This is a genomic window from Paenibacillus sp. VTT E-133291 (assembly GCF_002264395.1).
Taxonomy (GTDB): Bacteria; Bacillota; Bacilli; order Paenibacillales; family Paenibacillaceae; genus Paenibacillus_AQ; species Paenibacillus_AQ nitricinens.
This window is the reverse complement of the sequence record NZ_NFVA01000003.1, coordinates 144,566-158,090: the sequence shown is the minus strand read 5'-3', so window position 1 is coordinate 158,090 and position 13,525 is coordinate 144,566. Positions and strand designations below refer to the sequence as shown.

General features: G+C 45.1%; 11 protein-coding genes. 10 read left to right on the top strand and 1 reads right to left on the bottom strand.

Features of this window, described 5'->3' with window-relative positions; genetic code table 11:
- Positions 1-4: 4 nt before the first annotated feature.
- From CA598_RS02730 to CA598_RS02690, 9 genes are all read left to right on the top strand, one after another.
- Positions 5-1,240 carry an oligosaccharide flippase family protein gene (locus CA598_RS02730; RefSeq protein WP_094875260.1) on the top strand — a complete coding sequence of 412 codons (1,236 nt, stop codon included), beginning with the start codon at positions 5-7 and terminating at the stop codon, positions 1,238-1,240.
- 32 nt (positions 1,241-1,272) lie between these two features.
- Complete coding sequence (locus CA598_RS02725; RefSeq protein ID WP_094875258.1) at positions 1,273-2,544, top strand: O-antigen ligase family protein; 1,272 nt, start codon at positions 1,273-1,275, stop codon at positions 2,542-2,544.
- The gene (locus CA598_RS02720) at positions 2,468-3,790 is read left to right on the top strand and encodes a glycosyltransferase family 4 protein (protein WP_306440449.1); all 1,323 of its coding nucleotides are present in this window, start codon (positions 2,468-2,470) and stop codon (positions 3,788-3,790) included. The genes CA598_RS02725 and CA598_RS02720 overlap by 77 nt, the downstream gene beginning before the upstream one ends.
- A gap of 62 nt (positions 3,791-3,852) precedes the next feature.
- The gene (locus tag CA598_RS02715) at positions 3,853-5,769 is read left to right on the top strand and encodes a polysaccharide biosynthesis protein (protein WP_094875256.1); all 1,917 of its coding nucleotides are present in this window, start codon (positions 3,853-3,855) and stop codon (positions 5,767-5,769) included.
- A 3-nt stretch (positions 5,770-5,772) separates the two neighbouring features.
- Entirely contained in the window at positions 5,773-6,891 is a 1,119-nt protein-coding gene (locus tag CA598_RS32850) for an LCP family protein (RefSeq protein WP_256990327.1), read from the top strand.
- A gap of 24 nt (positions 6,892-6,915) precedes the next feature.
- Complete coding sequence (locus tag CA598_RS02705) at positions 6,916-7,542, top strand: sugar transferase (RefSeq protein WP_143812086.1); 627 nt, start codon at positions 6,916-6,918, stop codon at positions 7,540-7,542.
- Entirely contained in the window at positions 7,539-8,348 is an 810-nt protein-coding gene (locus CA598_RS02700; RefSeq protein WP_094868820.1) for a GNAT family N-acetyltransferase, read from the top strand. Before CA598_RS02705 ends, CA598_RS02700 begins: the two co-directional genes overlap by 4 nt.
- Before the next feature lie 78 nt (positions 8,349-8,426).
- Positions 8,427-9,536, top strand: a complete 1,110-nt coding sequence (locus CA598_RS02695) for a GNAT family N-acetyltransferase (protein ID WP_094875254.1) — start codon at positions 8,427-8,429, stop codon at positions 9,534-9,536.
- 59 nt (positions 9,537-9,595) lie between these two features.
- Complete coding sequence (locus CA598_RS02690; protein WP_094868822.1) at positions 9,596-10,762, top strand: aminotransferase class I/II-fold pyridoxal phosphate-dependent enzyme; 1,167 nt, start codon at positions 9,596-9,598, stop codon at positions 10,760-10,762.
- A 4-nt stretch (positions 10,763-10,766) separates the two neighbouring features.
- Here CA598_RS02690 and CA598_RS32680 read toward each other — a convergent pair whose 3' ends face one another.
- Positions 10,767-12,413, bottom strand: a complete 1,647-nt coding sequence (locus CA598_RS32680; protein WP_143812375.1) for a glycosyl hydrolase family 28-related protein — start codon at positions 12,411-12,413, stop codon at positions 10,767-10,769.
- Between the two features lie 155 nt (positions 12,414-12,568).
- Here CA598_RS32680 and CA598_RS02680 point away from each other — a divergent pair, with 155 nt between their 5' ends.
- Complete coding sequence (locus CA598_RS02680; RefSeq protein WP_094875253.1) at positions 12,569-13,513, top strand: NAD-dependent epimerase/dehydratase family protein; 945 nt, start codon at positions 12,569-12,571, stop codon at positions 13,511-13,513.
- The last annotated feature ends 12 nt before the right edge of the window (positions 13,514-13,525 follow it).

Here is a 13,525-nt window from a genome sequence, read left to right as displayed (position 1 = left end):
CTTTATGACATTTGCATCTCTTCGTTATTTATTTGGAAATATCACATATGCAGGCGCTCAATTCGTGATTGTAATTTTGCTTAATAAATTTGGCTCATCCGAAATCGTTGGGCAATATTCGTTAGGGCTTGCGGTGACTGCTCCCATCTTTATGCTGTCGCATCTGCATCTGCGTTCGGTCTTGATCGTTGATACATCTGGAAAATATCTTTTTGGAGATTTTTTTGGCCTTCGTCTCGTGACAACCGCAGTTGCATTCACGGTTACAGCAGGTTGTTGCATCCTCAGTGGTGCTGATTGGAATACAGCTTTAGTCATATTTTTCATAGGATTGTATAGAATTGTTGAGTCGGTCAGCGATATTTTATTGGGTATTGTTCAGAAGCAGGAAAGGCTAGATCAAATCTCTTTCTCGAGAGCTGCTAAAGGATTGTTCTCCATAGTTGTCTTCGCCCTCGTATTTATCCCTACTCAGAGTCTCATTCTAGCGTTATTAGTCATGATTATCGGATGGTTAGCAATAACCATTGGATATGATGCTCGCAAAGCGAGAGTGCATACGTCGCTCAGGCCACTTTTTAACAAAAGACGATTATGGGGCTTATTGCTCGTAAGCTCACCCCTTGGCGTGGTGCTGGCGTTGATGTCACTAAATACAAATATCCCACTATACGCGATTTCATATTTTAAAGGTGAACATGACTTAGGCATATACGCTACGCTCTCATACATGATCGTTGCCTGCAATGTTGTTGTTACTGCACTCGGTGAAGCGATAACACCACGTCTTGCCCGTTGGCATGCTAGCGGAAGACATAAGGAGTTCGTCTCTTTACTCAGTCGAATGATTGCAATGGGCATAGGAATTAGTGCGATCGCTTGTTTGATCGGGTGGATGTTTGGCCATCAGCTTCTAACTCTTCTATTCAGTCCAGATGTGGCTGCAGAGATAGGTTTATTTCATTGGTTGCTCATTTCTACCCTATTGGTATTTGTAACGTCTTATCTGTGGTATGCCATAACGGCTACCGGGAAGTACAAAGCGCAGATTCCCTTGTTTCTGTGTTCCGTGATCACTAATGGGCTATCTTGTCTAATATTCGTGCCTATTTTTGGGGTGATAGGTGCTGCTGTAGGGGCTAGTATGGCCTTATTCGTTCAGATGATAGGCAGTGTGATCGTACTTTTCTTGGTAATCCGTCAGGCAAGGAAACAGGTACAACGGGAATTGGCCGCATAGAGGTCATTTCCCATAGGAAAGTAGGGGCTTGTATGACATCTGTACTCGTTGTAGGGAAACCCTACACCATGCGTAATTTATTTCTGTTTGCGGTTATGGGTTACATCATCTGCCTTCCGGCTCAAATTGATTTCGGTGGCGCATTTCGAATCGCACCCTCTGACCTTTTCTTAATGCTTGGTTTGTTTGCAGCAGGTTTACACCTCAAATTGGACCGGAGACAGTTCAGTTCATGGCATTGGGGGATGTTGTTTATTTTCGTCCTCGCTTCATTTGTATCCATTTGGCGTAATGGATTCATTACGCAATACGCTCTATTGCAAAAAGATTTTGGGTTTATACTCCTACTGCTGACTTACATCATGTTAGTTCAGGCTGTAGACAGCTGGGATCGGTTATATAAAATGCTACGAGCTTTTTTGATCAGTGTACTGATCTTCAATGGCGTCGCTTTGTTCGATTTTTTTAGTGGAGTCAGGGTTCCGTTTATGGTGCAAGACGGTCGCCTCTCCGGGATGCTAATTGATCCGAATGCATACGGCGGATTACTAGTTACGGCTTTTGCCATTCATATCATGACGAGCGGAGACGGGGTGAAGCTGCTTAGGGGATGGGTGAGTACGCTAGCGACGATCACCTTAGCCGGGGGCATAATAATGACTTTTTCGCGTTCGTCATGGATAGGTCTGTTCCTTGTCTTGCTTACACTCCTGCTGATGAATCCTTCTCGGCTTCTCAAGATCGGCATGGGCTTTAGCGTCGCGTTTGGAGCATTGCTGTTGTATAAAGGTACAGCTTATCTGGATGTGCTTGGGAATATGGCCAGTAGACCCTCGCAGATTCAGTCGCGCCTTGACATCATTGGGAAGGCTGTGGAGTGGATCGCTCAAAGTCCATTATTAGGGATTGGACTCGGTAGCTATAACTATGAACTGCGGATTATTATCCATAATACTCCGATCTGGTTTATGACAGAATTTGGTTTATTGGGCTTGATTGTGTACGGCGGATTCATGATCTGGTTCTTCATCGTCGGGATCCGTTCTTATCGCGCGGCAGATAGGGTGAACAGACCGATCATTATGGCATTACTGCTGTCTCACGCAGCGATGATTGGACTTTCGATGGGTATTGAAGCCTTATTCCAGCGATATTGGTGGTTCATGATGGCTATGAACGCAGCTTGCATCCGATTAACGAATACGGGATGGAAAGGAGTGAAGCGATATCGAACCAAGGGCACTGAAACGTCAACGGGTCGTAACTTACGACAACAAACAGAACAAGCGCAACAAGCGCAATAACAAGAGGTCCGGGAGCATACCTGCTGAAGACTGTAGGCCGGTAAGAGTTGCTTTTGTAGCCTCCATTTTTGGGCATTTTGAGAGTTTCCATCTACCTTACATGGCGTTATTGCAGCAAAAGGGTTGTGAAGTGCATGCTTACGCGCAGCCCGGGGAAGCGAGATTACGGTTAGAAGAGAAGGGGATCGTGTGTCATGATGTACCCATTCAGCGTAGCCCTTTACAGATGCAGAACTGGAAGGCGCTAGGGATATTAACGGAAAGCTTCAAGGAGGAGGGGTTCCAGTTCATCCATGTACATACGCCAGTCGCTTCGATTCTCGGACGGATTGCGGCCCATAAAGCAGGTGTACCTTGCACATTGTATACAGCGCATGGTTTTCATTTTTTCAAGGGAGCTCCTTTTCTGAACTGGATGCTTTATTATCCGCTCGAGAGGTTAATGGCCCGCTGGACAGATGTGTTAATCACCATAAATAGAGAAGATTATGAACGCGCCCAGAAATTTTCTATACGAAAAAAGGTGACTTATGTGAGTGGTGTAGGACTTGATCTCCAGGTTTACGGCAGTGAACAGGGTCATCCTGAAACTGCGACGGAGAAGGCAGATAGGCGACGCCAACTGTTTGATCTGCCGAAGAGTGAGCATGATGAACCTCCCTTCGTCATCCTATGCATTGCTGAATTAAACGCCAACAAGAACCAGAAGCAGTTGATCGAAGCGCTGGGGCAGCTGGGGTCTCAAGCAGGCAACATCCATCTGGCTTTTGCGGGTATAGGACCGTTCGAGCAGACTCTATTAGAACTTGCAAATCGGCTGGATGTCAGCGATCGGGTGCATATGCTTGGGTACCGTAGTGATATTCCGGATCTACTCAGAGCATGTGATGTTGCTGCACTTGTGTCCTATCGCGAGGGGCTACCTCGGGCGATTATGGAGGCGATGGCAGTAGGAAAACCCGTTATAGGTACGCATATTCGGGGGATTCATGATTTGATCGAACATGAGTCAACAGGCATGTTAGTTCCAGTTGGTGATATTACAGCTACCGCTAAGGCTTTTACTCATTTACGTGATGATCCAGCATTAACTACGGCTATGGGAGAAGCAAACAAAGAGAGGATCATTCGTTACGGGTTGCCTGCGGTGCTCCGTGAAATGGACTCGATCTATATAGAAGCGCTAAACAAGGAGGAAAGAAAGCGGGTTCCGTCTGAAATGCATGCGAGCCTATCGGGGGATTGAATATTCACTCTCACTTAAAAGGGGAGTACATGAATTTTTAGTTAATTAGGGAGAAAGAAGTGATGAAAATGCGGATCGTCCGTTTGGTCATGTTGGATGCAGGGATTATTGCGGCTTCAGTGTGGCTTGTGTTTTTACTTCGGTTTGATTTTCAAATCCCTGAGATGTACGTGTGGATGCTTCCGTGGGCAATATTGATTCACATTGCGGTATATGCGGCCTTCTCATTTGGATTCAAAGTGTATAACAATATCTGGCGATACACTGGAATGAGAGAATTACTGCAGCTTCTAAAAGTGAGTGTATTAACCCTCGTTGGAGTGATTGTTGTCAACGTATCCACCCATGCAGTATTTCCTTCCTATCGACTACCAATTTCCATTTATTTTGCAGCCGGTTATGTATTTCTGGGCATTGTTGGGTTACGAATGGTTAAACGTCTTCTAAATGACGGGTTTGAGACAACGGGTGCGGGTGTGAAGGATGCCTTCGAAGGTAATCTTCTAATCGTTGGGGCGGGTAAAGCAGGAATCCTCGTTACAAAAGATATCAAGCATTCAAGATTCAAATTTATGCATCCGGTCGCCTTCATTGATGATGATGCATCCAAACGAAAGCTGGAAGTAATGGGGCTGCCGATTGTGGGTAACCGGAATTTCATTCCCGAGGCCGTGAAACAGCTGGACATTGCGTTCATTATTATTGCCCTTCCGACAGCGCCACATAATGACTTAATGGAGATTATTGAGATCTGCAAATCAACAAAAGCACAGATTAAGCTAATGCCCAGTATGACAGAAATTTTGGACGGGAAAATGGCAGTCCATCGAATTCGTGAAGTGTCCGTAAACGATTTGCTGGGTAGAACTCCTGTTGAGATTAATACTGAAGAGATTCGTGAGAATTTAGGAAGTGAGTGTATTCTCATCACGGGTGCAGGAGGCTCCATTGGCTCAGAACTGTGCCGTCAGCTAGCTGCGTATCGCCCGAAGGAAATGTTGCTGCTTGGTCATGGTGAGAACAGCATTTACCTGATTGAACAAGAGCTACGCCAGTTATATCCCGATCAGAAGATTCAACCCATCATCGCTGATATTCAGGATGTGTCGCGGATCGATAGTGTTTTTCAGAATTTTCGACCTACGATTGTATATCACGCCGCCGCGCATAAACATGTCCCACTTATGGAGATAAATCCGGTGGAGGCGGTAAAGAACAACGTTATTGGAACAAGGAATGTAGCGGAAGCGAGTGCCAAATATGGTGCTAAGCGGTTCATTCTGATCTCTTCGGACAAAGCGGTTAATCCAACAAGTGTCATGGGAGCTACGAAGCGAGCGGCAGAAATGATTATTAATGATCAGAATTCATCTAGCAAGACGGTTTTTGCTGCTGTCCGTTTCGGTAATGTTCTCGGTAGTCGGGGGAGTGTTATTCCGTTATTCAAAAGACAGATCGAGAGTGGTGGCCCGGTTACGGTTACCCATATGGATATGGTGCGGTATTTCATGACGATCCCTGAAGCAGTGCAATTGGTTATTCAGGCGAGCATACTGGCAAAAGGTGGCGAGGTGTTCGTGCTTGATATGGGTAAGCCAGTTCGGATATACGATCTGGCAAGAGATTTAATACGTCTCTCGGGTTTAGAACCTGATAAAGATATCCCTATCGTGGTCACGGGCATTCGTCCTGGTGAGAAATTATTTGAGGAACTCCTGACAGAAGAGGAAGGATTGATGGTCACCAATAACTATCGCATCATGATCAGTCGTCCTCAAAGTGTTTCCAGATCTGAACTGAATTTGGTCCTTGGTGTTCTGGAGAATTTGTGCAAACGGTACGAATTTGTGCCAAGCAGTTATCAGATTAAGAAATTATTAAAGCAGCTTATTCCAAGCTATTCGGGCTTTCAGGAAGAACCACAGGTGGCTACTCATGAGCTTGAACGGATCAAATCCGAAGTTCATGCGGGGATCTAAGTGATGAAGTCGTTTATGAGTAGATGGAACAAGAAGTTGCGTTTGCGTGGTAAGAGTGACAAGGAATTCACAAGAAAACAAATAGTCATAAGGCGAATTGGAAGATTCGCCCTGATTGTTTGTCTGATTGTGATTGTAGTTGGTGGCATTTGGATTAGAGGGGTGTTAAATGCTGAGCAGCGATTTCAAAAGGCTGTCCTTAATCCATTGACGATGCCTAACTCAAAAATTTCTGCATTGCCTGTGGGGAAGACGCAGTCGGATGGGACTCTTATAAATCGAGTGAATTCGGATGGCGTGGTACTACCATCGACTGAACCAACAGCATCGTCAGGTGCAACTGATAAAAAAACTTCATCCTTTAATGTTGTATTAATTGGAACAGATACGTGGGGTGGGGAAATCTCCCGTGCAGACACGATCATGGTTGTGCATGTAATGCCGGAACAGCGGAAGGTGAACATCGTCTCTGTACCGCGCGATACAAGGGTTTATGTACAGAATGTTGGATACACCAAAATTAATCATGCTCATATTGTTGGTGAGTCCAAAGGTGGGAATGAGCAAGGAACGCTGACGCTCATTCAAGCGGTAAGCGACTTTATGAATATTCCCATTCATCATTACATCAAGACGAATTTCTCTGGAGTTCGTGATTTCATCGATTCAATCGGAGGGATCGACATGGTAATCGATCAAGACGTAACAATAACCCCGGAGATTACCATCAAAAAAGGCGAACAGCATCTGGATGGTGTGCATGCACTCTACCTTGCTAGGGAGCGATATTCAACTCCGAACGGTGACTTTAGTCGTCAAGAGGAGCAATTCAATATCGTTAGAGCTGTGGCTAATAAGCTGTTGAGCCCTGAGCATCTTCCGGATCTGGCGGGATTATTACTCCATGAAAAGAAAGACATTATCGATACAAGCTTCAGCGACAGCGATTTGCTTAGCTTAGCTTGGTTATTCAAGGGGATTACTTCCGCGGACTTTCAATACGAACAGATTCCAGGTAACAACAGTTTTGCTCCTGATCCGCTAGTCGGAACTAAGGTGTACTACTGGAGTGCCGATTTAAAACAGGTGAACTCACTTAAGGAACGTCTTTTTACGGATTAAGAGAAAGGCGGGAGGAGTACTAACATGTATCGCCATATGAAACGAGGCTTCGATCTTGTGGGAGCGATCGTTATGTTATGTGTATTTAGTCCAGTCATGGCTGTGGTGGCGTTGTTGATTCGAATGAAGCTTGGAAGCCCAATCTTGTTCAAGCAGCAACGACCAGGGCGGGGAGAGAAACCCTTCTTCATCTACAAATTTCGGACCATGGCTGAACTGTATGACTTGCAGGGTCAGCCGTTACCAGATGAGCGAAGATATATCAAATTTGGCGGAATCATCCGGAAGCTAAGTCTGGATGAACTGCCACAGCTGGTGAATGTTGTGAAGGGAGAAATGAGTCTGATTGGCCCAAGACCCTTACTGATGCGGTACAGCCCTTATTATTCCGAACAGGAGAGGCTGCGTTTCTCAGTAAGACCAGGAATTACGGGATTAGCACAGGTGTCAGGACGCAATACTTCGTCGTGGAAAGACCGGCTTTCGTATGATGTCACCTATGTCGAGACTTTAAGTTTCAGACTTGATGCGCTGATATTATGTAAGACCGTCTTGAAGGTGATTCGCCAAGATGATGTTGTAGCCAATCCAGGTCGGCATAGCCTACCTCTGGATGAGTACAGGTTGAATAAAAAGGAGGGCCAGGCATGAGTGTGCAGTTTAGACCGCTGCATGAAGACGATATACATCATGCATGCCGGCTCTTAAAGAGCAATTTACCGGAGCATGTGTACAATCAAACGATATTTGCTTGTACGGGTTATCCAGCATATCTACAAGCGGCTTGTAAATGTGGAGGCCATTCAGCCACGTTGTTGATTGGAGCCTATCTTGGAGAAGTGCTCATTGGATTCGCGGAATGGCGAAGAATGGAACAAATATTGGTTCTGAATAATTTAAACGTGGATGCGGCGTTTCGCAAGGACGGCATAGGCGGAATGCTCATGGCTTATGGCGAGAAATTAGCCAAGAGGGACGATATTAAGAAGTTGGTACTGGATGTGTTCTCATGGAATGAACAGGCTCATGCTTGGTACCTTCGCCTTGGCTTTGTAGAAGAAGGACGTACTTATTGGTATGTGAGGGATCTGGAACGTTCATTAACGGCTAATGCAGATGTTATTGCTGCTGGAGCGGATATAGATAATGAAGAAGTGACTTACATTATTGATGATTACCCAATGGCAGAGGCACATCATCTAAAATACGGATTTTCTTCATTTAGGATTAGAACGAAGCAGAAGACTTCAGTTGTGGGTCGGCTCGGCGAGCAGTATTTTCGTATCCAACTGCAGAGTGGGGAGTGGGACGGTGGATATCCACTAACCGATGTGTTACTCGACCTTGACCGGGAGAGAAAGCTGTTATTGCTTTCATCCGATGCATTCTTACGTGAGAGAGACCCAGCGCTAAGCTTAAGCACTGAAAGTATACGCATGATCAAGATATTGGATTAGCAGCAAATGCTTCTGGAGTAATTTTTGCCGAAGGACATCAAGGAAGCGTACGCTAACATAACTTTTAGGAGGTGACGTATGAGTGATTTCATTGTGCTTAATAGCTCACATTCTGAAGAGTGGGATGCTTATTTGAATCAGATGAATAGTAAGGATATCTATTTTTCTGCAGATTTTTTTCGGCTGTTTGAGGATGATCATCATCAACAGGCGGAGCTGTTTGTTTTTAAGCAGGGTGAGAAGCTCATTATTTATCCTTACTTACTTCGCTCTATTAACCATCTTCCCGCAGTCATCCAGCTGGGACTTGAAGGAGAATGGTATGACATCAGCACACCTTATGGATACGGGGGGCCAATATCTAATGTGCCACTAGGAGCGGAACGAACGGAGTTGTACCGACAATTCAGTGAAACGTTCACAGATTACTGCAGAGAGAAAAAGATCATGACCGAGTTTGTAAGATTCCATCCTTTCATAGGCAATGCCACTGAATACCAAAAAGGGCTTACTACAGAGCTCAATCGGAATACAGCTTACATGGATTTGACAGTTGGCTCAGAGTCAGCGCTAATCCAGAACTATGGCAGCAATCATAAAAGAAATATCCGTAAATTAAAGTCTGCTCCATTCACCATTCGAAAGTCGGATCTTAAGGATCGGATCGAGCCTTTCATCGAGTTATATTACGGTACGTTAAATGATTTACAAGCAGATCCCTTTTATTATTTCCCTCAAAAATTTATAGAAGATACAAGCCTTTTACCAGACGGACGGGTAGCACTGTTCGAGGCGATGGATGGGGAGAGGAGTATAGGGGCAAGTATTGTACTCCTTGATCGACCATGGATGCATTATCACTTATGCGGTTGGGATCGAGCTTATCTGCAGTGGTCACCCACCAAATTTCTCATCCACGCAGCAGCTGTGTGGGGGTTGGAGAATGGATACGAAAAATTCCATCTTGGTGGAGGATATAAGGGGAATGACGAACTGTTTCAGTTCAAGCTAAGATTCGCTACGCAACTAGAGCCACTGGACTATTACTTAGGGAAGCGAATTTTTTTTCCCGAGGTGTATGAGCGAATGATAGCACTCTGTGACACTGGGGTTGCAGGGAATTACTTTCCGCTCTACCGGCATCCATCTCTTTTGAATCAAAATATCATGGACCACGCTCTGAAGTAAGTCAATAAGATATGTATTCCATTTGGATTAAAGCATCCAAATGGAGAAAGGAGCAAGGCATGAGTATTCGTCAATCAAGCATTCTACCACGAATCTTGTTATCCCCACCGCATGTAAGCGGACGTGAACAGGCTTATTTGGAGGATGCAATTCACTCTGGCTGGATTGCTCCCATCGGACCACAAGTTGATGCATTCGAGCAGGAGATGGCCGACTATACAGGTTCAAAGGGGGCACTTGCGTTAAGCTCTGGAACAGCGGCAATTCATCTGGCACTCCGTCTTGCTGGCGTTTCTCAAGGAGATTACGTGATTTGTTCTACGCTCACGTTCGTAGCTAGTGCCAATCCTATTTTATATTTGGGGGCTACACCTGTATTTGTAGACTCAGAACCAGAGACATGGAATATGTGTCCATTAGCTTTTCAGCGGGCCTGCCAGGATTTGAATGATAAAGGGATACTGCCTAAAGCAGCCGTTGTTGTCAATTTGTACGGACAGAGCGCAGACATGGAGCCCATTGTAGAAATCGCGAATCGTTACGGTATTACTCTAATAGAAGATGCTGCGGAATCCCTAGGTGCCTTTTATCACGGAAAGGCTAGTGGTACATGGGGCCGCTTCGGAATCTATTCTTTCAACGGAAATAAAATTATCACAACCTCAGGTGGAGGTATGCTTGTGTCGGATGATACCGATGCATTAGACCAAGCCCGTTTCTGGTCTACCCAAGCACGTGACACTGCTCCACACTATCAGCATTCCGAAATGGGTTATAACTACCGGCTAAGTAACCTGTTGGCAGCCATAGGTCGAGGGCAATTGGAGCTACTTGAGGAAAGAGTCGAACGACGTAGATATATTTCTCAAGTGTACTCAGATCGATTGGGATCCATTCCGGGTCTTCATTTCATGCCGGAAGCGCCAAATTGCCGCAGTACACGCTGGTTAAGTGCGCTAACGATTGATGAAGAGATCGCAGGCTTCTCCGCTAATCAACTCTTAAAGTGCCTGGAATTCAACAATATAGAAGCTAGACCTGTTTGGAAACCACTACATCTGCAACCTCTATTCGAGAACGCCTTCTATTATCCATACATGGAGGAACATAGTGTATCTGATCAATTGTTCACAAAAGGTATATGTCTACCTTCCGGTAGCTCTTTATCGGATGATGATCTGGTACGCGTAATGGATGCGATAGAGTCTTGTATTCAGAACCGCTGAAAAATTACTTAGCGATCCATCCGTTAGCACCGGTTCCGCTTTCCTTCACATAAAAAGTGGCTTTCGCTACACCATCTGTTCGCATAGCCAGACTGCCAATCGGAGCGGTAATTGTTCCCTCAGGCGATCCTTCCACGATAAATACTGCAGGAAGTAATGTTCCACCAACGAGTCGGACTGCACGTTTGAAGTTGCCATAGGTAGAGAACCATTCAGTTAAAGCATACGGATTATACAAGGTACCAAGAGAAGTACCCTGCATGGCAACCAATGTTTCGAATTCAAGAATGCGTTTTACCTTTACAGAACGGGTATCAAACACTGCTACATTGTTCAGGTGCAGGAAGGGCTTAGCTGCACCATAAGAAGACGCTAGCACGACTTGATTGGTCCCGCTGTTACGGACAATCATATTGTCGACAGTAACCATCGCGTCAGACTCTGTTGTGAATAATTGCAAGGTACTGCCCGTTAAGTCTTGTGCATCTATAGTCCCCACATAAAGATCTCCTCCGTCGATTCGGACTCCGCTTGCTAAGGTGGAGCCCGAGCCGTACATCCCTAACGAGCCGATATGCAATCTTGGTTTTCCTCCAGCAGCATTAAACGCAGCGTAGATCGCAGGGCCGCCGATTCCATCGAACTTTGCGCTTGCGATATCAATAAATTGTGAATAGATCGTTTGTAAACCGTAATTTGCTTTATGATCCGTCGAGCGAATAGACAAATGGTTGATTTTTAGCGTCAATCCATAGGACAGCAATGCTGGACTTACTGATCCGCTTACACGCATATCTAGTGAACCGATGTCGAGAGTCCAGAGTCTCGTTATCTCATCTGAAAGCCCAGTTGTCATATCATTGCCGAAACCAATAGTCGTCAAGGAGTCAAATCGCTGATAAAAGCTACGCGTTCCCTTGAATATATCGGGTTCCACATCAAGTGAATTGGCGCCATTAAACCCAGGTGCACCACCGCGACTGTTATTTAATACCGCTCTGTTGACATGAAGCTGGTCTACAAAATGGACTACAAAGTTCTTTCGACCAGCGGTTTCACAGAAAGCATATCCGATATGCACATTAACGGATGGGATATCTTCAGTCCCTCCAATGAAAATATTATCACCATAGCAATCATGAGAGTACACCGATTCGATCGTTATATTTTGCGAAGAAGAAATGAACAAGCCATGAAGTTGATCGTTGACGGCTGTTTTAACAGTCGAAGCACTTCCGTCTATTTCGAGGCTGCCGGATATCGTGATGTTTGAGGCATTTAACATAACAAGAACACGAGTATCCGAGGGTGGGTTAGGGGCAAGCACTAATTTTGAGCCGGCTTCAAAGCTCAGGTTAGTTCCGGTTGGAATACGAAGACACCACCAGTCGAGGACTGAAGGGTTACGCATGTGGCCGGAAGAGACTTTATATACACCAGGCGGAAAAATAACAACCTTGCGTTTGGCATTTCCAGCATTAATTGCATTTTGAATCGCGACGGTGTCATCTTTGGTACCATTCCCTGTAGCTCCATAGGATCGAACATTCACGTAACCGTTAGTTTCAGGATCTAATTTAATAGAAGTGACCGCGCCGTCCGCAATAACGGGCGTTGTTACAGAATTATCTGGAATAGGTGCAGTTGCCATATACTTCACTCCTTTATTTTGTGATTGGAAATATAAGAGTAATGATTGTCGTCCATAAAGGATGACAACATCGTTTCTTCATAAGTATTTTATGTGAACTTTTCTACAGATGCACGGTACAAAGAGCACTTTACAGGGCGAAAGGAGTTTTTTATTTGAAGGTATTAGTAACTGGGGGGCTTGGTTTTATTGGGTCACATGTTGTTGACCGGCTTATAAGAGAGGGGATCGAAACTGTAATTGTAGATAATTTATCGGGAGCTTCCGGCTCATTCTATAGAAATCCTTCGGCACTTTTATACCCGTACGACATTCGGGACGAGACACTGGGTGAAGTCTTTATCCGTGAGAAGCCGGATGTGGTTATTCATCTGGCGGCACAGATTGACGTAAGAGAATCACAGCGCAATCCATTGTTTGATGCGAATGTGAATATTGTTGGCACACTAAACGTTCTGCGGATGTGTGAGGTGCATCAGGTTGAAAAGATCGTCTACGCCTCGTCGGCCGCAGTATACGGTAATCCTGAATATTTGAGCATTGACGAGAAACATCCCCTAAATCCTGAATCTTGTTATGGGGTATCAAAAAGTGTTCCTGAGTCTTATATTCGGATGTTTGCAAGCATGCATGGGCTGAAGTACACCATTCTTCGTCTTGCGAATGTGTATGGACCTCGACAAAGCTCGCATGGTGAAGCTGGCGTCGTTTCGATTTTTCTGGATCGCTTAAAGCAAGGCAAGGAGCTTGTGATTTATGGGGATGGAGAACAGACCAGGGATTTTGTCTATGTTGAGGATGTTGCACAGGCGTTTGTAAATGCGGCTTGTACAGACGAGAATGCGGATAATCAGATCATAAATATTAGCTGCGGGGTGGCGACTTCCATTAATACGATTGTAGAAATGATAGGCGGTATTACAGGTCGGGAATCCCAGACAACCTATGAGCTTGCTCGACCGGGAGATATTCTTTGCAGCTACTTAAACAACAGTAAAGCAATGGAGCTGATGTCCTGGTCTCCTCACCATGACCTTCATCAGGGACTCAAGAAGACGGTTACAGCCCGATTGACTGTAGGCAGTGCTGTGGACCATTAATCGCAAATATCG

Coding starts and splice junctions, on each gene's coding strand:
- CA598_RS02730 (WP_094875260.1), top strand. CDS start 5: ATGACATTTGCATCTCTTCGTTATTTATTTGGAAATATCACATATGCA.
- CA598_RS02725 (WP_094875258.1), top strand. CDS start 1,273: ATGACATCTGTACTCGTTGTAGGGAAACCCTACACCATGCGTAATTTA.
- CA598_RS02715 (WP_094875256.1), top strand. CDS start 3,853: ATGAAAATGCGGATCGTCCGTTTGGTCATGTTGGATGCAGGGATTATT.
- CA598_RS32850 (WP_256990327.1), top strand. CDS start 5,773: ATGAAGTCGTTTATGAGTAGATGGAACAAGAAGTTGCGTTTGCGTGGT.
- CA598_RS02705 (WP_143812086.1), top strand. CDS start 6,916: ATGTATCGCCATATGAAACGAGGCTTCGATCTTGTGGGAGCGATCGTT.
- CA598_RS02700 (WP_094868820.1), top strand. CDS start 7,539: ATGAGTGTGCAGTTTAGACCGCTGCATGAAGACGATATACATCATGCA.
- CA598_RS02695 (WP_094875254.1), top strand. CDS start 8,427: ATGAGTGATTTCATTGTGCTTAATAGCTCACATTCTGAAGAGTGGGAT.
- CA598_RS02690 (WP_094868822.1), top strand. CDS start 9,596: ATGAGTATTCGTCAATCAAGCATTCTACCACGAATCTTGTTATCCCCA.
- CA598_RS32680 (WP_143812375.1), bottom strand. CDS start 12,413: ATGGCAACTGCACCTATTCCAGATAATTCTGTAACAACGCCCGTTATT.